The following is an 18732-nucleotide window of genomic DNA, read 5'->3' on the forward strand; positions in this document are numbered from 1 at the left end:
GCCTAAAGGCCTTTAGCGCAAGGCGGATTTCTTTTGAGCGGTTTTCAGCAATTTTTGCACTGCCCACAGGATGTCTTTGTTATATGCAAAGATCTGTGAAGCATCTTTTGTTCTCATCCAGGCAACACCCTTGTGATAATCGGCATCGTCCACTTTATGAGGGGGAGTCCATTCCTGATCTAACTCTGCCAAATAGAACACAGTTCGACAGGCGTGCACTTTTCCATTCCAAGGGAAGTCGTACTTTCTTTCAAAGGCCGTTTCTTCAAGAATGCGGACCTTATAACCTGTTTCTTCCAGACATTCGCGGGCGGCGGCTTCGGGAAGGCTTTCACCAGGCTCAATCGCGCCCCCTGGTAAAAAGAAATAAGGGGCTTGTGACGTTGGATCTACGGCATGAAATCCCAGAATTTGATTTTTGTGAACCACCACAACGGAGGTTCGTTCACGATAGACCTTTTCGGATTTCTCTGTCTTTTTTTCTTCACGGCGGTCTTGAAAGAAGCCTTGCAGAAGGGCCGCGCACTCTTCAGCTAGAACACCGCCAGCCACTTCCACTTGATGATTTAGTCGAGCGTCGTTCAGTACTTGGTAAAGGCTTTGAACCGCGCCACCTTTAGGATCCGAAGCGCCATAGACCACGCGTTTTATTCGAGCTTGTTGAATCGCTCCGGCGCACATCATACAAGGCTCTAGCGTGACATACAAAGTGCAATCACTCAGTCGCCAGCTTTGTTTTTTTTGTGAAGCTTTATGAAGGGCAAAGAGTTCAGCATGTCCCAAAGGAGTCTGCTGTCGCTCACGAGTATTGATCGCCCAAGAAATCAGGCCTTCGGGTCCAACAATAAGAGCGGCAATAGGAACTTCTCCTTTGTCCGCCGCTTTACGCGCAAGATTTAAAGCCTTGCGCATCCAATATGAGTCTTGTTGGGAGATAGAGGACACTATTTTTCCTCGGCCACTCTTTCACGAAGCTTAACGTGATCCTTCACACTCGCTTTACGCATGCGAATGTTCAACATCTCAACACCGACGGAGAATGCCATCGCGAAGTAAACATATCCTTTTGGAATGTGAACTTCTAAAGCCTCGACAATCAAAGTGAAACCGATCATCAGAAGGAAGCTCAACGCTAAAATTTTCAATGAAGGATGGGAATCAACGAAATCGCTGATGCTTTTCGCAGAGAAAATCATAACTGCGGTCGAAGCTAGAACCGCCGCGATCATCACGGACAATTCTTTCACCATACCTACGGCAGTGATAACAGAGTCTAACGAGAATACGATGTCCAAAAGAAGAATCTGGATGATCACCGCACCGAAAGAATGCGCGACGTTCTTAGACTGACTTCCATCAACGCCCTCAAGCTTGTGATGAATTTCAGCCGTACTTTTAACGATAAGAAACAAACCACCCAGAAGCAGAATCAAGTCGCGACCTGAAATCTCTTGGCCCAGGGCAGAGAAAATAGGCTCTGTAAGACCGATGATCCAAGACAAAGAGAACAAAAGCAAAATACGAGTCAAAACCGCAAGACCCAAGCCCGTCATGCGCGCTTTTTGCTGTTGGTCTTTAGGAAGTTTGCCAGCAAGAATCGAAATAAAGATAACGTTGTCGATTCCGAGCACAAGTTCCAAAGCGAACAATGTACCAAAGGCAATCCAGATTTGAGGGTTCGAAAGCATTTCCATCATAGTGGTAAAACTCCTTTATGAGCTAAAGGAGTTTATAAACTACTTTGTGGCTTTTGGGTATTTAAGATCTCTTTGGTAGAACGCTTCTAGCCAAGATTTTTTGGGAAATAAAACATCCCATTTCTTTTCTAACGAGTAAGCCATGTACGGCGTTTGCACGCGGTAGTTCCATTCACCTTGGAGGCTAAGCACATGGAAAGTGAAGCTCTCAGCAAAGTCTTCATAAGGTGAAACGGCCGCGTAAGTTGAAACGAAGTTTGTCTGATCCAGTTGTCGATAGAAGCTTTCCATGTCGGCGATTGTCAGGCGTTCATTACAACCATAAAAACAAAGCTTATCCCAAAGTGGAAAACGTTGTGCATCCTGTGGATACATCGGGTTTTTCCAGCTTAAAGCACCAAAAGAATTTGCCGCGGGAATCATTTTCCCAAACTCGACCGGATCCCACTTGCTCAAATCACAAGTTTCATTCGCAGGGCAGACAAATTCATTCGCGGAATTTGCAAAATCTAAAATATGACCGATTTCGTGAATGAAAATATATTGAAGCGCGGACAAGCTATGCGGAAGGATGACTTCGACTCGCGGTCCATCTGGTAAGTGTACAAATGGAGGGGCGATAATGCCGAAAGCTTTTTGCTCTTTCCAACCGAAGACGGAAGTCGCGTCGTATGCTGTTTCTAAAAGTGTACGGCGAACCCCGATAAAAGAACCTTCGACCTCGCCTTTTTCGTTGGCGCGAATGATACCCGCATAGGCTAAAGATTCCACATCACTTTCAACGAAAATAGCATCAAGTCCGCAAAAAGCCTTTTGCAGCTTTTCGGGCAAAATATCGTAGATCTTTTCAATGGGGGCGGCGAAGTTTTCGGACCCGCTGAGGCATTGACGGGGGCCATTCGGTGAAGATGAGTTATCCACCAAACAGATCACTTGTTTGATTCTGTCTCTGCAGCTGACTGAATTCAGAGGAGTGAATCTTTGGCTAGGGGTGCGTTCAATTTGGAATTCTGAGGGCTTTAGGATGTAAAAATCCTCCCAGGCAAAAGCCGATGGAGTTAAGGATAAGCCCAGTAATATCAGACAGATAAGATTTCTCATAAACACCCCTCGATGAATTTTTCCCGTGCTTTCCCTGGCTGCGCAATAAAAAAGCACATTGGAAATAATAATTCATCGCGTTAAGACCCCGAGACTTGCGCCTTTTATGCCGCTTTGTTATACACTCATCTCTCATTTTCCACATCGAAGGGCAGGTGATTGTCGTGGCAATGGTTAAGATCAAAGACGGTGAGTCTTTTGAATCTGCTTTCAGAAAATTCAAAAAATCTTGCGAAAAAGCAGGAATTCTTTCTGAAGTTAAAAAACGTGAACACTTTGAAAAGCCCTCAGTAAGACTTAAAAAGAAGTCTCTTGCAGCTCGTAAACGCGCTGTAAAAAAATCGAGAAAAGGCTGGAACGACTAGTCCTTCTTTTGCGAAGATAGTTTTTCAAGAGGCGGCCCAAAAGGTCGCCTCTGTTCTTACAGACAGACTGTTGAATAAGACCCATCCGACTTCATTGAACTTCTTGCGGCTGCGCCTTTTTGAACAGTCTTACTCTCGGAGGTATCGATGGAAATCAAAGATCAAATCACTGCGGATATCAAAGCCGCGATGCTCGCGAAAGACAGTGCTAAATTGGGAGCTCTTCGTATGCTCCAAGCCGCGATCAAAAACCGTGAAATCGACATGCGCCCGAACCCCATCACAGGTGATGAAGTTCTTGGCGTAGTTAAAAAACTTGTTAAGCAAAGAAAAGAATCTATCGAGCAGTTTCAACAAGCAGGTCGTCAAGACCTTGTAGATCAAGAATCTGCAGAGTTGAAAGTTCTTGAAGTTTATTTGCCAGCACAAATGAGCCGTGAACAAATCGAAGCTCTTGTGACTGAAGTGATCGCAGCTACTGGCGCGAAAACTGTGAAAGACATGGGACCTGTGATGAAAGAAGTCATCGCTCGTTCTGGCGGTGCGGCTGATAACAAAGTAGTAAGCGAAGTAATCAAATCTAAACTTGCGTAAGAAGGTTCATGAGATTTTCTCAAGACTTTATCGAGAGAGTTTCCGAGGCCAATAACCTCGTCGATATCATCTCTCAATATACTCAGTTAAAACCAAGTGGTAGCGGCCTTATGGGCCGCTGTCCATTTCCTGATCACGTCGAAAAAACGGCGTCGTTCTCTGTTTCTGAGACGAAACAAGTCTATCACTGCTTCGGCTGTCACAAGAGTGGAAACATGTTTTCATTCTTACGCGACTACCAGGGCATGAGCTTTCCGGAAGCGGTCGAGTATCTTGCTAATCGCGCTAGCATTCCAATGCCAGCTCCTGAAAAGAACGAAGGAGCTCAAGACCAAGTCGCTGAAAAAAAGAAGTTGTTGTTAAAAGTAAATAAGCTCGCGGCTCATTACTTTTCAGAGCAACTTCACCGTGTTCCTAATGATCATCCGGTGAAAAAATATATCGCCAGCCGTGGCCTTTCTAAAGAAGTCATCGAAACTTTTGGAATTGGCTATGCGGTGGCCGAATGGGATGGGCTAGAAAAGCATTTAGCTTCTCACAACATCTCTATGGCCTTGGCCGAAGAAGCGCGTCTGGTAAAGGCTCGCACGAATAAATCCGGTTACTTTGATATCTTCCGTGATCGTTTGATGTTCCCGATTTTCTCGGCGATGGGTGAGCCTATTGCTTTCGGTGGACGTTATTTAGAGAAGAAAGAAAACGAACCGAAGTACCTGAATTCTCCTGAAACACCGGTCTTTATTAAGGGGAAGGTGCTTTACGGACTTTCTCAGACCGCTCGTTATATCCGCAGTGATGACATGGCCCTTATTGTAGAGGGGTACATGGATTTAGTTTCTTTATATCAGGCGGGTATTCGTAACGTCGTTGCGACAATGGGAACGGCTTTGACGCCGGATCATGGGAAAATGCTTAAACGCATGACCAAAAACGTGGTGGCGATGTTTGACGGCGACTCTGCCGGAATGGAAGCCGCCGAACGCAGTCTGCCGATTCTACTAGCTGCCGATTTGTATCCAAAGGGCCTGACGCTTCCGAACAGCATGGACCCTGACGATTACGTGAAAAAGTATGGGGCGGAAGCCTTGAAGGCCGAGCTTGATAAGGCTCCAGACCTTTTTGTGATGATTTTAGCGCGTTGGATGGAAGGTTACCGGGGCGAGGCTTCGGAAAAAGTGAAGCTCGCAGATAAGCTAAAACCTTTATTTGAGGTCATCCCGGACTTGCGCTTAAGAGATCTGTATTTGGCCGAGGCCGCTCAAAAAATGAGCGTAACTCTGCCCTGGTTGCGTCAAGCTGTCGGAATACAGGGAAGTGGTCCTGTTTCTTCGCAAAACCGTTCGGCTATGACTAGGACGGTGCAGCCAAGCCCGCAGACTAACCCTCAAGGCCCGGCTCCCGTGTCCCAATCAGTAGAGGGTGGCAAAATCTCCCTTAAAGGAGCCTCAAAAGCCGAGCTTCTGCTATTAGGATTGGTACTCAAAAGTCGTGCCAATTTTGATCAATTTGTGAATGAAAAATTGCTTGAGAGCGTCGCTCACGACGGAGTGAAAAAGATCCTAGAAAAGGCGACGGATGTGTATAGACAAGATCTTAATAAGTTTGATAAGTTGACCAGTCTGCTTGTCTCTTACGTCGATCAGCCTGAATATTTATTTCAAGCCGGTCCACAAGCTGAAACCGAGCCAGGGTTCGACGAAGAGGCCGAGACGAAGCTCTTGCGTGATTGCTTTAAACGCGTGCGTGAAAATTTCTTAAGAGAGCAAGCAAAGCAATTAGCGCGAGATCTTAAAAACGAACCTAGTTCGGAAAAGTTGGAACAGATTATGAATATTCAGAGAAACCGAATCTCTCTGAATAAAGGGTAAAAGGCGGGGTATTGATGAAACCGAACCTACCAAACAAACAAGAGAAAGAGCCCGTAAAGGTTCTTTCCCTGCAAGAACAAGAAACGTTGATTAAAGAAGAAATTCAACGATTTCTGAAGCTTGCGAAGGAAAAAGGCGCGTTGACTATTGAAGAGATCAACGACCTTCTTCCGCCTGAAATTATCGCTCCTTCGGTGCTCGATGCATTCATGCACGCGCTTGAGGGTGGTGGTGTAGTAATTTCAGACTTGTCTGAAACTTCGAAAGAAGAAGAGGGCGAAGGAGCATTCCTTGAAAGCCCGGATTCTGAAGACGAAGAAATAGATGATGAAGAAAAAGCCGAAAGCGAAGACGTAAAGGGTAATGACCCTGTTCGTCTTTATTTGCGTAAAATGGGTAGCGTCTCCCTTCTTACTCGTGAGGGTGAAGTTGAGATTGCCCGTCGTATCGAAAAAGGGGAGCGTGAAATCGTTCGTGCGATCCTTTTGTCACCTCTAGGAACTTACGAGATCATTCAACTTGGTAAACGTCTTGATGAAGGCCGTATCAAAGTTAAATCGATCTTCCGTGGTCTTGAAGATGAAGACACTCAGTACGATGAAAAAGAGTACATCGATAAGATTCATGAACTTATCGGTAAAGTGACTGAGTACCAAAAAGGTGCTGAGAAGCTTTTCATGGTTCTTCGTAAAGAAGAAACCAACACTCCAGCTCGTCAAGCCGCTATGAAAGAACTTGTTGTGATGAACGATAAGCTGATGGCGAACTTCGAGTCTGTGAACTTCAACCGTAAAACTATCAATCGCGTTGTGATCAAGTTCAAAAACTTGGTGAACCGTATCGGAACTCTTCGTCGTCGTATCAAAGACGGTGTTGAGCGTACGTTCTCTAAAGACGTTGCAGCTATGGCTGAGCGTATGAAGTTGATCGATGCGAACGAAAAAGAATTAACAAGAATGACTCGCGACACGGGTTTGAACTATCAAAAGTTCAAGTCTTACGTGTTACAGGCTCAAGAAGCTGAAAAACGTATCAAGCGTTTGGACTCTGAGACTGAGATGAACCACAACTGGGTTAAGGAAACTTACACAGCGATCTGGAAAGGTGAGCGTGAGGCCGATGCAGCGAAATCTGAATTGGTTGAAGCAAACTTGCGTCTGGTGGTTTCTATCGCGAAGAAGTACACGAACCGCGGTCTTCAATTCTTGGATCTAATCCAAGAAGGTAACATCGGTTTGATGAAAGCCGTTGATAAGTTCGAATACCGTCGTGGTTACAAGTTCTCGACTTATGCGACATGGTGGATCCGTCAAGCGATCACTCGCGCGATTGCCGACCAAGCTCGTACAATCCGTATCCCAGTTCACATGATCGAGACCATCAACAAGCTTGTTCGTACATCTCGTTATCTTATCCAGGAACTAGGCCGTGAGCCGACCCCTGAAGAGATCGCAGATAAGATGGACATGCCGGTTGATAAAGTTCGCAAAGTTTTGAAAATCGCTAAAGAACCAATCTCTTTGGAAACTCCAGTGGGTGAAGAAGAAGATTCACACTTGGGTGACTTTATCGAAGACAAAAAGGTTATCAATCCTGCAGAAGCGATTGTGAACCTGAACTTGGCTGAACAAACTCGCCGTGTTCTTTCGACTTTGACTCCAAGAGAAGAAAAAGTTCTTCGTATGCGTTTCGGTATCGGTGAAGAATCCGACCACACTCTTGAAGAGGTTGGTCAAGACTTCAACGTGACTCGTGAACGTATCCGTCAGATCGAGGCGAAAGCTCTTCGTAAGCTTCGTCATCCTTCACGCTCGAACAAGCTTAAGGCGTTCGTTGATAGCTAGGACGCGTTCTTAAAACTAATTTAAGCTCTTTAAAGGGGACTTTTTTCGGAAAGTCCCCTTTTTTTTAGAATCTTTTTCATCTTTTATATTCCTGACAAATCGTTCGGAAATTTTCTTGTATGATCCCTCCAATTTTAAAACTGGAGGTTAAAATGAAATCAGTTCTTTTCGTGGCTGCTTTGCTTTTGTCTCACTCCGCTTTCGCTATTGATTCCGCTGATAAAGTCATTAAGTCCATTGAATGTTCCGCTGAAAAAACGCCTGATTTGGTCCAATACACAGGCAACGACACGGTGGCGACCGTGTATCTAAAAGCTGAACGTGCGACCCCTGACGAGCCGTTGCGTATCAATTATACCGAAGAGTTTTGGGCAACGACGGGCAATGGCCCTCAACACCGCGTGCTCACGGTTCGTGACGTCGCTTGTACAACACTTCGGTATCGCTCTCGTGCTTCATCCTTTGTCGGACGTGCCCACTATGAATTGACCTGCTATGAAGGCGGCTCTCTTGTGCGCCTGGATTTAGATTCTAAGGCCAAGAACGGAGTTTACTTGGGTGTTGCCGGTCTGACAGGTCGTTTTGCTTTGGCTTGTTCGTACACGAAGTTTTAATTTATCGTTGATTTAACTCTACACAGCGTCAAAAGGGTCCCCATCGGGACCCTTTTTTATTTTTAAACGTTCGCCGCTATCATGTGCGGTTGATAGTGCTCGTTAGGTTTGGTACGGTAAAGTCATCTCAGACTTACGGGGGGCTAGCTTAGTTGGTTAAAGCACGGTGCTCATAACACTGGGATCGGGGGTTCAAGTCCCTCGCCCCCTACCACTTTCCTTTTCTATCTTATTGCTGATGATTTTGGGTTTTCTATTGGTTGCTTGGTGGCATCTCGGGGCGCGGAATATTGGGCGTTGAGCCCAATATTCCTAGGCGGTCGACGTTCGCCGCCTTCGCGGCGAGAGCCTCCCGCATGCTCCGCACTAAAAAGCTCCCCCGGAGCTTTTTACCGCGGGCACAACCTCGCCCCCTCTTCGCGCTCCCTGGGGTTTTTTTAGGGGGCGGTTTTGGATTTGTTTTTGGGTTTGAAAATTGACTCGTTCTTTCTTGGGCGCAAAGGTGCTTGTGGAGGTGATATGAAAACTCTGTTTCTTGCTGTTGTTGTGCTTTTTACTTCATTGATGGTTCAGGCTGATCCGGTTAAGGCTTTGTGTTCGACTACTATTAAGTGTGCGAACGGGACTGCTACTTGTACTGCGGATCCTCAGCAGTCGGGTGGGACTTCTTTGGAGACGGCTTCTTGTGGGGCGGTGTCTGGGAAGTACCGAAGTTGTAAGTATACGGCTTCGATGGAATCTAGAAACGACATTGTGAAACGGGAACGGTTTGTTTGCTGTAATGCTAACGGTGACGCCGTTTCTTTTTATGAAAAAGCCAGTGTTGATGAAAGCTGTGCTTCTCCGGGCGTTGTTCAATAAATATTTCTTATCAAATTTAATATCCTTTTCTTCGTTGGCCTTGAAGTTCCTTCTTAAACTTCTTACAACTGAAGTATGGGATATTACATAGTCTTTTTACGAGCGGTGACTCCTACAGGGAAGAATAAGGTTCCTATGGCGGAGCTCCGCAAGCTTCTTGAACAGAATAAGTTTTCTGAAGTTCGGACTTATATTGCTAGTGGGAATATTCTTCTTCAGACTTCTTTGAGTGCTCGTGAAGTAGAGAAGAAGGTTCGGGCTCTCATCAAGAAAAATTTTGGTGGGGATTTGGATACTTTTGCTCTGACTCCTGACGAATTGGCGCTTGTTCTTAAAGGCAGTCCTTTTAAGAAGCCGGATGGGAAGACTCACTACTATACGTTGCTTTCAGATGTGCCTAGTGCTTCGGCTCAGAAAGCGTTTTCTGAAATTGATTTTTCTCCGGATAAGATCGTGCTTAAGAAAAAAGTGGTCTATGCGGAGTATCGCACTCTGATCAGTGAATCTAAGCTTAACAACAACTACTTTGAAAAAAAGCTTTCAGTGCGGGCGACGACTCGTAATTTCAATACAATGTCGAAGCTTCTTGAAATAGCGCACGAGATGGTTGGATAGATTCGATGCAGATTAAATACTTTAAAAGTAAAAGTGAACTTCATAAGTGGCTTCAGAAGAATCACGATAAGGCTTCTGAGGTGTGGATTGGTTTTTACAAAAAGGATTCCGGCAAGAAAGGCATCACGAATCAAGAGGCTTTGGATGAGGCGCTTTGTTTTGGATGGATTGATGGAATTCGTAAAGCCGTCGATGAAATCAGCTACTGCAATCGTTACACTCCGCGTACGGCGCGCAGTAAGTGGTCTAAGATTAATACCGAACATGTGCAGCGTTTGATGAAAGATGGCCTGATGCAGCCTGCAGGCTTAGCGGCGGTGAGTGCGGCGAAAGCGGATGGTCGTTGGGATGCGGCCTATGTTTCTCCGAAAAATTCCGAAGTGCCTGAAGAGTTTCTTAAGCAACTCAAAAAGAATAAGAAGGCGAGTGCGACATTCAAAAAGTTAGATAGAAGAAATCTTTTTTCCATTGCGTATCGCCTGCAGAACGCCAAAAAGCAGGAAACTCGCGATCGATTGATTCAAAGATTTATTGAAAAATTAGAAAAGGGCGAGCCTATCGTATAAAAAAAGGCTGCGGATCGCGCAGCCTTTTTCATTCCATTTTTTAGGAAAGAACTATTTGCAGTCGCTGTTGATAGCTTTTTCTGCGTTTTGGTATTTAGCGTAAAGCTCTTCGTATTGGCCCATGTAAAGCTCAAGAGTGTCAGAGTTTCTTGTTGCTCTCACTTTCTCTCTCAACCAGTTCAATTCTTTTGCAAGATTGCTTTTGTAGTCTACTAGTTGGCCGCAAGAAAGGCCGTAAGCGTGAGAAGTGGATACAGACAAAACCAAAGCTAAAGCGATAAGAGCTTTCATGGGATCTCCTTAATTGTGTTTATAATGCCTGGGGAACTTACTCAGAGCCCTCTGAAAGCGCAAGATTTGGGGCAGAGAGAATAAAATTTACAGTCTGAGAAAGCCCGTATTAGTTTTCAGCGTTAATTACGGGCAAAGAAAAGAAGATCGATGTTCCGTGATTAGGCTTGGAGTCGGCCCATATTTGGCCTCCGTGCAGCTCGACGACTTTGCGACACGTGGCCAGTCCAATTCCTGAGCCAGAGAGCTGTTTGCCCGAGTTCAATGTCGTGTACAGACCAAAAATAGTGTCCTTTTCCTTTGGGTCGAATCCGATTCCCTGATCTTTAATGCAAAATACCCACGAACTTTGTTCAGGTCGGCTTTGCACGGTGACTTTGATGCGTGAAGGCTTTGTACCTCGAAACTTGATCGAGTTAGAAAAAATATTCTGGAATACCTGCACCAGAAGTTCAAAATCACCATACACAGAAGGAAGCTCATCAGATTCTATCTGAGTTTGTGTCTCTTGAATGGCGCTGTGTAAGTTTTGAATTGAAATTTTTAGGACATCGTTGAGATCCACTTTCTCAAAAGGAATGTTTTTTCCCGAAAGGCGAGCATAGCTTAACAAGCGGTCGATAAGCTTGCGCATTCTTTCTGCGGCACCCTCAATAATTGGAATATATTCGTTACCTGGCAAAGCCTGTCCTAACTCTTCTTCCAACAAACTTAAGTACCCTGAAATTGTCGCTAGCGGAGACTTAAGATCATGAGCTGCAACACCAGCAAACTGTTCTAGACTTCTATTACTGGTTTCGGCCTTCGTCAGGGCATCTTCGGTTCTTTGGCCTTTTGTGGTCACAAACTCTGTGACTGCCAGCGAGATCACGGCGTCGATGGCCTCATCGACTTTATTTCTAGCCTCATAGCTAAGCTCATTTTGTTTTTGCAGTTCTTCATTAACGGCTTTGCGTAGCAGACTGAATTCTTTTAAAAGTTGTGGAAGAGGAAAACTAGTCAGTGCGGCTTTCGCTCTTCCGTAGGGTGCCGACATGCCATCGGTTTCTAAATGACGGAATGTGAAACGACTGTCTGAGTTTATGTAGCTAAGTAGATCATCCAGAAAAGGAGGAACAGCATCCAGAAGAGCATCAGAGTTGTTCGTCACAGATGATTCTTTTGAAAGCATCTCCGTCAGTCGGTTCGTTACATTCTTCTTAATTGTTTCAGTCTCTCTCACCTGATCATGTCTCCCTTTCACTCTTTTTTATAACATCATGAAATCTTCAGAAACAGAGAGGTTGTGAAAAGACTTAGTGCCGGACTCGACTTTGTTTTCGCACAAATAACATGAGACTGAATATTTTTCGTCTCAAACACGTCCTCTTCGATCTGAGCTCGATTTGAACGTTTCGATTTTGGTTATATCTAATTGAGGGGGAGTGTGTTCTACTAACGGCAACAAGTCGTTCACATCCTTCATTAGATTCCCTTTTGTCTTTTGCGAATGGCCCCTAGCTTTTTATGGAGGCAATTATGGGAAGAAAATTATACGTCGGAAACCTTTCATTCACAGTGGATTCAGAGCAACTAGGCACTGTCTTTTCAGAGGCAGGAAGCGTGGCTTCCGTCAATGTACTGACCGATCGTGAAACAGGTCGAAGCAAAGGTTTTGCGTTTGTCGAGATGTCGACAGATGAAGAGGCACAGGACGCGATTCATAAATTAAACGGCATTGCCTTGTCAGGTCGTCCCTTGAATGTTTCTGAAGCGCGTCCTCAAGAAAATCGTTTCTCATCTAATAGACGTGGTGGCGCCTTCGGGTCTCGCCGTTCTTATTAGTCACAGAATTTCAAAATTAATTTCCTAGTCGGTGTTGCCCACCGGCTAGTTTTCTATTCGTAAAGCAAGGTACTATGGCAAAAGATGATTTGGTAAATGTCGAAGGTAAAGTCGTCGATCTTTCTGGCGGTGGTGTTTATTCAGTGACTCTGGAAAATGGAGTCTTGGTCAAGGCACGCCTTTGTGGAAAAATGAAAAAATTCAATATCAAGGTTGTCGTCGGCGATCGCGTCAGTGTCGGAGTGTCGCCTTACGATCCTAGTCACGGGCTGATTCTTCACCGTCACAAATTCTAGTGGTGAAATTCTATTGGGTTCCGATAATACCCATAGAGGCCGGCGAACGGGCTTCTTCGGTGCGGGCGCAATTTGAATAGAAAAAGCAAAGAACCAAATAAATCACGGATAGAGCCAGAAAGCCTCTAATCTTATTATTTTTCATTCCATGAACTCCCTGGCTCAGTTCTGCAAAGATCTATTTTTATTTTTGCAAAGAATGAGATTTTCTACTCGTAAAAAAAGTGAATAGCCTCATCTTGAGTCGGGGTTTCACGAAAGATTTTTTCTTAGTTTTGCTAAGGACTTATCCGTCTTTAGGATGTCTCGCAATTAGAATGGCGCAAATCACTTAATTTTGCGCAGCTTGCTCTCATTTTCTATGGCCCAATCAAACAGCACGGAAAGTGTGGGCATAAGGCTTCGACCGAACGGTGTGAGCGAGTACTCCACTCGGGGAGGGATTTCGGGATAGACCTCTCGTGAAATAAAGCCCCACTCTTTTAAAGACTTTAAAGTTTGAGCGAGCATCTTTGGCGAGATGGTCGGTATTTGCTTTTGAAGTTCATTATAGCGTTTTGTCCGTTCAAGAAGGGCGACAAGAACAATCATTGTCCATTTGTCGCCCAGGAATCGTGCCGCTACGCTAAAGATACATGTTTCATCGAACAGAGGTTTTTTAATGACACGCTCTAAGGTCGTTTCAACCTTATGGTTAAGCACTTCTTTTTCAGTTCTTTTGTTCATTTAAAAAACCCCTGGGCACGCTACATATTTGCTGTAGCCCCGTCGTATTTATTGTTCTCTCCGAGCGCCGTTTGTAAAACCAGTGGATTCCAAAAATCCTTGTAGCTGTCGATCTTTCCGTTTGTTGTTTTCACGACGGAAATATACGTCTGATTGTACGGGCGTCCGTTCGTGACCATCTTACCAAAACCTTTAAATTCAGCAATCACAAGGTTTGGATCTTCAGTCAGATGATATGTGGGTTTTGTAAACTCAATCTTCAAGTAATTCGGGAAGTGGCGGATGTATTCGTGAATTGCTTCATTGCCGCTGACCTGGGCTGGGTATTCCTTAAGGCCGAAGGGAAATTCCAAGACGCCGCCTTCGTTCCATAGAGCCATCCAGGCACTGATATTCCCTGTAGAAAGATACTCAAGATGCTTTTCGAAAGTCTGTTGCGCTTTTGTTCTGATTGATTCGTTTTGTGTTTTCATGTGCGATATCCTTTCTTTTAGTAAGTCGCTTTCTGAAGGATAGTAGAAATCTAAAATATTGGAAGTACGCACGTTTTTGTGCTTTGGTTACGAAAAGGAAAGTAATGAAGCCATTTCGATCTGAAGCTAAAACCCAAGAGCGTCTGCGTTAAATTTACAGGACGAATAACTGTACAAAAGGTGTCAGCCAAATTTGTCCTTGGTCATTTTGATTCTCATCTTGGTTCGCTAATATCGATGGAGTTGAAGATAAGAGGGCGTGCCTTTTGCTCATTCATAAACTGGATATTTCCTTTGAAAGGAAGACTTATGAAAGCAAAAGCGGTTGTCTCAAAATGGATCATGATGTTTTCAGCGCTGACCGCAATTCAAGCAAGTGCAGAGATTTATGAAAACTCGGGATACCGTCTTGATACTTCTGTGCTCTGTGACGGTCTTCCCCAAGCCCCGGTGGCGACTCTAGAGGGATTGTGTGTTGGTGTTCTAGCTGGAAAAAAAGAGGGATTTAAAATGCCTCGTTACGCCGTGCAATCTAAAGAAGGCGTGATCTATGTCACTGAAATGGGCGGCTGGGCTTTCGGTCGCGGAACTGTGTATGCTGTTTATCGTGGAAAAGATTCTTCTGGCGTCGAAAAAACAGCGGTGGTTAATCTTTTTCCTACAAAGAAACTCACGATGCCTAATGGGATCATTATTGATCCCGAGGGACGCCTTTATGTTGGAACGCCGACAGCCGTGGTGCGCTTTCAACCCAGAGACTCAAAGACGGGACAATTTAATATTGATACCGCAACTGAAGTTGTCGTGAATGACTTTGCTCAGTCTATTTTCCGTAAAGGAGAATACGCAAGTGTGGGCAGCTATAATGCTTTGGAAAATCGCTTGAAGAACAAACATCCTCTTATTCAAATGGCCGCCAATCGGGACTTCACGGAAATGTATATAAATGTCGGTGCCCCTTCAGATGACTGCGGTTCTGGTATAAAAACCATCGACGAAAATGGAAAATGTATTCAGTCTGAAAGTGCGCTTGCGAGTGCCGCCGTTTGGAAAGTAACACTCAGTAACGACACTCAAAGAAAAGCGGTGAAGGTCGTTCCTTTTTCGCGCGGCTTAAGAAACTCTATGGCGTTAACCGTGCATCCAATTTCAGGCCTGGTCCTTCAAGGTGAAAACGGCTTGGATCTTCCGGATGAAGAACGCCCTTATGAAGAGTTAAATATTCTAGAAGAAGGAAAACACTACGGTTGGCCTTATTGCCATTCGCGCGGGGAAGTCGCTCCAGGATTTAAAAATAAAGTTACTGGTGAAATGTGTGCGAAGAATTTCGCTTTACCAAAAATCTTTATGCCTGCTCACACGGCTCCTCTGGGTCTTCTTTACTACAAAGGGGAACTGCTGCCTCAATTGAAGAACAAACTTTTAGTCGGATGGCACGGATATCAAAAGTACGGTCAGCGAATCGTCGCTTATCCCGTTGATGAATTGGGAACACCGACCGATAGCCAATACCAAGAGGTGGTATTTGGTTGGAAGGCACAAGAGGGAGTTCGTCCTCGCGGCGCCCCCACAGGCTTAACCGCCTTGAATGACGGTTCGGTTCTTGTTTTGGATGATAAAAACGGAGCTCTTTTAAGAATTTCCTCTGGTAAAAAAGCAGATGAGATTTCTGAAGATCCGTCAAAGTCGCATATTTCCGAAAAAACTTTGCAGGCTTTTGAGCCACTTGTCCCCTTTGTGAAAAAGAACTGTGCTATGTGCCACTCGCAATTTCAGAAGGCGACCGCAAAAGAGATGCTGCTTGAGATGAAGGGCACCATGCTCAATCTTTCAAGCCCTGCGGAAAGTTCTTTCTGGCTCAGAATGAAGGCCAAAGAAATGCCACCAGAAATGATTCGTCCCACGCTGAACTTTCACGATAAAGACTTTGATGAAGTTCTTCCCAAGATAGAGGCCTTCATCAATACGCTGCAAAAGTAATTAGGATTTCGTGACAGACAAGATAAATTTTTTACCCGCTTCGGAAAGTGCAGTGAAACGCACGCCGTAGCGGATATAAATATCGTTGGCACCCGGCAGTTTTACTTTTCGGACTGAAACCACAATGCCTTTGGCGTCAAACTTACTGTCTTGCAGTTTGTCGTCAAATTTAATCATTAGCTCGTCATTTAAGTCACACTTAGCGGCGCGAACCAAAAAGCCTAAGCCGGTTTTAGAGATATCGGCACAGAAGACCTGGAAACCTGTTCCCTTTTTTGAAAGGGCGACGAAAACCTTTCCACAGTTAAAGCGTTGCGATTTTCGACGAATATGGACGTCGGGAAGATCTTCATTTGAAGCTCTTTTATAATCTTCTAATGATTTCGGCGAGAACTCGTCCCAATTGATAACGGGCTGCCAAGGGCCGTGCGGATTCTTCGAGATCAAGCTCTGTTCAGAAAGCTTTTGAGAATGAATAAGTTCAAGCACTTCCAAGTATTTTAAACGCTGGTCTGAGTGGTCTTTTTCGTACCAGTAAACGGGAGTTAAAATTGGAAAATTATCGGGAGTGATAAATTCAGGGAGATCTAATTTCTCGTTCGATTCCTGATCCGATATCAAGCCAACCGCGAGATGATCGCCATACTCAGATGAGGTGTTAGATTCATTTGAAGGATCTAAATCGGAAAAATCAGGATGCTGGGCTAGCATCATCCATTCGCCCGTCTGATTATTCAAAATCATATCAAACAAACTGATTTTTCCAGAGCGAACGCCATCAATGATATTCTTCTCTGATAACGGCCCTAGTTTTTGTTTACCTGTAGTTAGGTAGTAGTTGGCTGCCAAGACGCTTCCCCAGTCCCAAGACATTCAAATTAAGTGGAGTATCGCTATCTTTAAGTTTGAGGCATCTTCCTGTTAATTCACAAGCGCTTTCTTTTTCTGAGACGGCGGCAGGCCCAAAGTTGGAAGCAAGAAGAGCCGAAGCTCTCCTTGCGAACATGAGATTAGCCAGCTTCTTTTAAAAGCTTTTTTCGGGCAGGGATGACGTGATCGATGACTCCAAAGACTTTGGATTCTTCCGCACTCATATAATGATCTCGCTCCATCGTCTTTGCCAGGAAATCTGCCTTCTTACCGGTGTGAAGGGAGTATATCTCGGTCATCCTTTTCTTCGTACGGACCAACTCTTTTGCGTGGATCTCGATATCGGTCACTTGTCCGCCCAACCCTCCATCACCCAGATGCGGTTGATGTAGTAAAATTCGGCTGTTAGGCATCGCGAAGCGTTTCCCTGGTGTGCCTGCCGTTAAGAGCAAAGAACCCATGCTTGCCGCCAAACCCAAACAATATGTGGCAATGTCGCATTTTACGAATTGCATGATGTCGTAGATGGCCATCCCAGCAGTGACGGATCCACCCGGGGAATTAATATAAAGATGGATATCCCTATCTGGATCGTTCACCTCCAGAAATAAAATCTGGGCGATCAAAGAGGTTGCGACCTCGTCGGTGACAGCCGAGCCCAAGATGATGATACGGTCTTTGAGCAGGCGAGAATAAATATCGTAACTGCGTTCTCCAGCGGATGTTTGTTCGATTACGTACGGATTGATAGGCATAGTGTTTCCCTTCTTTTTTTAAATTTCTTTTGCAGAACTGGGGCCGAACATTCAGTCCGAAGAGCCTGTTTCAGCCTGAAACAAGCACAAACCCAAGTCGCAAATAACGAAGGGTGATGATCTTCCAAAAAAAATTCTTATACGTTGGATAAGGCGAAAAAAAGCTTTCGGGTGACATTTTTGAAAACGACAAGTAGTGTGTGACTATGAAAATCCGCGCCAGCCACATTCTTGTGAAGCATCAATATGAAGCCGAAGATGTTCTTCGCGCCTTGAGTTCCGGAAAAAGTTTTGAGGAATTGGCGAAACGTTATTCGACGTGCCCTTCTGCGGCCCAGGGTGGAGACCTTGGAACTTTTGGTCCAGGTCGCATGGATGAAGACTTCGAAGATGCGGCCTTTGCTCTAAAGGTCGGGGAAATATCGTCTAAACCTGTGCGCACACGTTTTGGCTTTCATATAATTAAGCGCACTGCCTAAAGAAAACCCCTCCCAAAGTTTTGTTCTTTGTTGGGAAATACGTACTCCGTAGATTTTCGCCGAGGTTCGAGAAAAGATATTCGAAACACTCTCGGGGGATACATGCATAAATTCGGAATTTTGAACGTTTTGGTTTTAATGATGGCGTCTTTTGCGCAAGCAGAGGTCGTGAAGGACAACTCTTTTCTTATGGAAGAGGCTTACAATCAAGAGCCGGGTGTTGTTCAATTTATTCAAACTTATCAGTATCTAAATCCTTCGCATGATTGGACTTATAACTTCACAAGTGAAATCCCTATAACGGATGAAACTCATCAATTCTCTTTTGTTGTTCCGGTGATGAAACAAACGGGCGAGGCGGGTGAAAGCGATCAAACTCAGGTCGGCGACATTCTACTGAACTATCGCTATCAACTTTTGAACACGCCGACTCTCGCTATGGCTCCGCGCTTTACTTTAATTGCGCCAACAGGTGATTACAAAAAGGGATTCGGGACAGGCGTTGCTGGATTGCAGTTCAACCAGGCCGTTTCGATCACGATCAATGATCGCTGGACAAATCATTGGAATGCGGGTTTCACCTTCACTCCTGATGCTAAAGACGTCAACGGAGACACGGCGACGACCTTTGGGTTCAACTTTGGATCCAGCGTCGTTTACAATTACACTCCAAAAACAAACCTGCTTTGTGAGTTTGTATTTAACAGCAATGAATCTGTGATCGGTCCTGATATGAAAGCCGCCGCATCAACATATTACGTGGTGCCGGGCATCCGTACAGCTTTTGAGGCTGGAGAAGAAACTGAAATCGTTCCTGGCATCGGTGCTTTGTTGGGAATTGGCCCTTCCGCGGAAGAACACGAAACTGGTGTGATTGTTTATTTATCAATCGAATCAAAACTCTGGTAAGGGT

The 18732-nt window shown here is 44.9% G+C and carries 23 protein-coding genes and 1 tRNA gene; 14 read left to right on the plus strand and 10 right to left on the minus strand.

Features of this window, described 5'->3' with window-relative positions; genetic code table 11:
• Positions 1 to 12: 12 nt before the first annotated feature.
• The 3 genes from tadA to ACLWBD_RS01065 are packed head-to-tail and all read right to left on the minus strand — an operon-like array spanning position 13 to position 2798.
• A complete protein-coding gene (tadA, locus tag ACLWBD_RS01055; RefSeq protein ID WP_413569236.1) occupies positions 13 to 945 on the minus strand; it encodes a tRNA adenosine(34) deaminase TadA in 933 nt (310 codons plus the stop codon).
• Entirely contained in the window at positions 945 to 1694 is a 750-nt protein-coding gene (locus ACLWBD_RS01060; protein ID WP_063206614.1) for a TerC family protein, read from the minus strand. Before ACLWBD_RS01060 ends, tadA begins: the two co-directional genes overlap by 1 nt.
• A 42-nt stretch (positions 1695 to 1736) precedes the next feature.
• A complete protein-coding gene (locus ACLWBD_RS01065) occupies positions 1737 to 2798 on the minus strand; it encodes a hypothetical protein (RefSeq protein ID WP_413569237.1) in 1062 nt (353 codons plus the stop codon).
• Positions 2799 to 2968: 170 nt separating this feature from the next.
• On the opposite strand from ACLWBD_RS01065, the gene rpsU reads away from it, so the two are divergent.
• From rpsU to ACLWBD_RS01110, 9 genes are all read left to right on the plus strand, one after another.
• Positions 2969 to 3163: a 30S ribosomal protein S21 gene (rpsU, locus tag ACLWBD_RS01070; RefSeq protein WP_041872727.1), complete on the plus strand. Its 195-nt coding sequence runs from the start codon at positions 2969 to 2971 to the stop codon at positions 3161 to 3163.
• A gap of 147 nt (positions 3164 to 3310) precedes the next feature.
• Positions 3311 to 3757: a GatB/YqeY domain-containing protein gene (locus tag ACLWBD_RS01075; RefSeq protein ID WP_063206053.1), complete on the plus strand. Its 447-nt coding sequence runs from the start codon at positions 3311 to 3313 to the stop codon at positions 3755 to 3757.
• Positions 3758 to 3765: 8 nt separating this feature from the next.
• Positions 3766 to 5625 (plus strand): DNA primase, encoded by a 1860-nt coding sequence (gene dnaG / locus ACLWBD_RS01080; protein ID WP_413569238.1) that lies wholly within the window; start codon positions 3766 to 3768, stop codon positions 5623 to 5625.
• A gap of 14 nt (positions 5626 to 5639) precedes the next feature.
• On the plus strand, positions 5640 to 7469 hold the full coding sequence (gene rpoD, locus ACLWBD_RS01085) for an RNA polymerase sigma factor RpoD (protein ID WP_063206055.1): 1830 nt from the start codon (positions 5640 to 5642) through the stop codon (positions 7467 to 7469).
• Positions 7470 to 7621: 152 nt separating this feature from the next.
• The gene (locus ACLWBD_RS01090; protein ID WP_413569239.1) at positions 7622 to 8083 is read left to right on the plus strand and encodes a hypothetical protein; all 462 of its coding nucleotides are present in this window, start codon (positions 7622 to 7624) and stop codon (positions 8081 to 8083) included.
• A 137-nt stretch (positions 8084 to 8220) separates the two neighbouring features.
• A tRNA-Met gene (locus ACLWBD_RS01095) sits at positions 8221 to 8297 on the plus strand.
• Between the two features lie 305 nt (positions 8298 to 8602).
• Entirely contained in the window at positions 8603 to 8944 is a 342-nt protein-coding gene (locus ACLWBD_RS01100; RefSeq protein ID WP_413569240.1) for a hypothetical protein, read from the plus strand.
• A 75-nt stretch (positions 8945 to 9019) separates the two neighbouring features.
• The gene (locus ACLWBD_RS01105; RefSeq protein ID WP_413569241.1) at positions 9020 to 9559 is read left to right on the plus strand and encodes a DUF1697 domain-containing protein; all 540 of its coding nucleotides are present in this window, start codon (positions 9020 to 9022) and stop codon (positions 9557 to 9559) included.
• Positions 9560 to 9564: 5 nt separating this feature from the next.
• On the plus strand, positions 9565 to 10125 hold the full coding sequence (locus ACLWBD_RS01110) for a YdeI/OmpD-associated family protein (RefSeq protein ID WP_413569242.1): 561 nt from the start codon (positions 9565 to 9567) through the stop codon (positions 10123 to 10125).
• A 51-nt stretch (positions 10126 to 10176) separates the two neighbouring features.
• Here ACLWBD_RS01110 and ACLWBD_RS01115 read toward each other — a convergent pair whose 3' ends face one another.
• Together ACLWBD_RS01115 and ACLWBD_RS01120 are read right to left on the minus strand one after the other, a co-directional pair.
• Positions 10177 to 10416 carry a hypothetical protein gene (locus ACLWBD_RS01115; protein WP_413569243.1) on the minus strand — a complete coding sequence of 80 codons (240 nt, stop codon included), beginning with the start codon at positions 10414 to 10416 and terminating at the stop codon, positions 10177 to 10179.
• Between the two features lie 109 nt (positions 10417 to 10525).
• Positions 10526 to 11638: a sensor histidine kinase gene (locus ACLWBD_RS01120; RefSeq protein WP_155722518.1), complete on the minus strand. Its 1113-nt coding sequence runs from the start codon at positions 11636 to 11638 to the stop codon at positions 10526 to 10528.
• 296 nt (positions 11639 to 11934) lie between these two features.
• Here ACLWBD_RS01120 and ACLWBD_RS01125 point away from each other — a divergent pair, with 296 nt between their 5' ends.
• A complete protein-coding gene (locus ACLWBD_RS01125) occupies positions 11935 to 12240 on the plus strand; it encodes an RNA recognition motif domain-containing protein (protein WP_063206065.1) in 306 nt (101 codons plus the stop codon).
• Positions 12241 to 12314: 74 nt separating this feature from the next.
• Entirely contained in the window at positions 12315 to 12536 is a 222-nt protein-coding gene (infA, locus tag ACLWBD_RS01130; RefSeq protein ID WP_063206066.1) for a translation initiation factor IF-1, read from the plus strand.
• A gap of 10 nt (positions 12537 to 12546) precedes the next feature.
• Here the strand turns inward: infA and ACLWBD_RS01135 are convergent, their stop codons facing one another.
• The 3 genes from ACLWBD_RS01135 to ACLWBD_RS01145 form a co-directional block, all read right to left on the minus strand.
• Positions 12547 to 12681, minus strand: coding sequence for a hypothetical protein (locus ACLWBD_RS01135; protein WP_301335611.1), 135 nt, complete (start codon positions 12679 to 12681; stop codon positions 12547 to 12549).
• Positions 12682 to 12863: 182 nt separating this feature from the next.
• On the minus strand, positions 12864 to 13262 hold the full coding sequence (locus ACLWBD_RS01140) for a winged helix-turn-helix transcriptional regulator (protein ID WP_413569244.1): 399 nt from the start codon (positions 13260 to 13262) through the stop codon (positions 12864 to 12866).
• 20 nt (positions 13263 to 13282) lie between these two features.
• Complete coding sequence (locus ACLWBD_RS01145) at positions 13283 to 13735, minus strand: nuclear transport factor 2 family protein (protein WP_413569245.1); 453 nt, start codon at positions 13733 to 13735, stop codon at positions 13283 to 13285.
• A 309-nt stretch (positions 13736 to 14044) separates the two neighbouring features.
• On the opposite strand from ACLWBD_RS01145, the gene ACLWBD_RS01150 reads away from it, so the two are divergent.
• Positions 14045 to 15715: a PQQ-dependent sugar dehydrogenase gene (locus tag ACLWBD_RS01150; RefSeq protein ID WP_413569246.1), complete on the plus strand. Its 1671-nt coding sequence runs from the start codon at positions 14045 to 14047 to the stop codon at positions 15713 to 15715.
• On the opposite strand, the gene ACLWBD_RS01155 is transcribed toward ACLWBD_RS01150, so the two are convergent.
• The gene (locus ACLWBD_RS01155; protein WP_413569247.1) at positions 15716 to 16588 is read right to left on the minus strand and encodes a PilZ domain-containing protein; all 873 of its coding nucleotides are present in this window, start codon (positions 16586 to 16588) and stop codon (positions 15716 to 15718) included.
• A 137-nt stretch (positions 16589 to 16725) separates the two neighbouring features.
• Positions 16726 to 17340: an ATP-dependent Clp protease proteolytic subunit gene (locus tag ACLWBD_RS01160; RefSeq protein ID WP_413569248.1), complete on the minus strand. Its 615-nt coding sequence runs from the start codon at positions 17338 to 17340 to the stop codon at positions 16726 to 16728.
• 206 nt (positions 17341 to 17546) lie between these two features.
• Between ACLWBD_RS01160 and ACLWBD_RS01165 the strand changes: the two genes are divergently transcribed.
• Together ACLWBD_RS01165 and ACLWBD_RS01170 are read left to right on the plus strand one after the other, a co-directional pair.
• On the plus strand, positions 17547 to 17819 hold the full coding sequence (locus ACLWBD_RS01165) for a peptidylprolyl isomerase (protein WP_063244904.1): 273 nt from the start codon (positions 17547 to 17549) through the stop codon (positions 17817 to 17819).
• A 102-nt stretch (positions 17820 to 17921) separates the two neighbouring features.
• Entirely contained in the window at positions 17922 to 18728 is an 807-nt protein-coding gene (locus ACLWBD_RS01170; RefSeq protein WP_063244903.1) for a transporter, read from the plus strand.
• Positions 18729 to 18732: the final 4 nt, after the last annotated feature.

The sequence above is a fragment of the Bdellovibrio sp. HCB117 genome, assembly GCF_047305915.1.
Taxonomy (GTDB): domain Bacteria; phylum Bdellovibrionota; class Bdellovibrionia; order Bdellovibrionales; family Bdellovibrionaceae; genus Bdellovibrio; species Bdellovibrio bacteriovorus_B.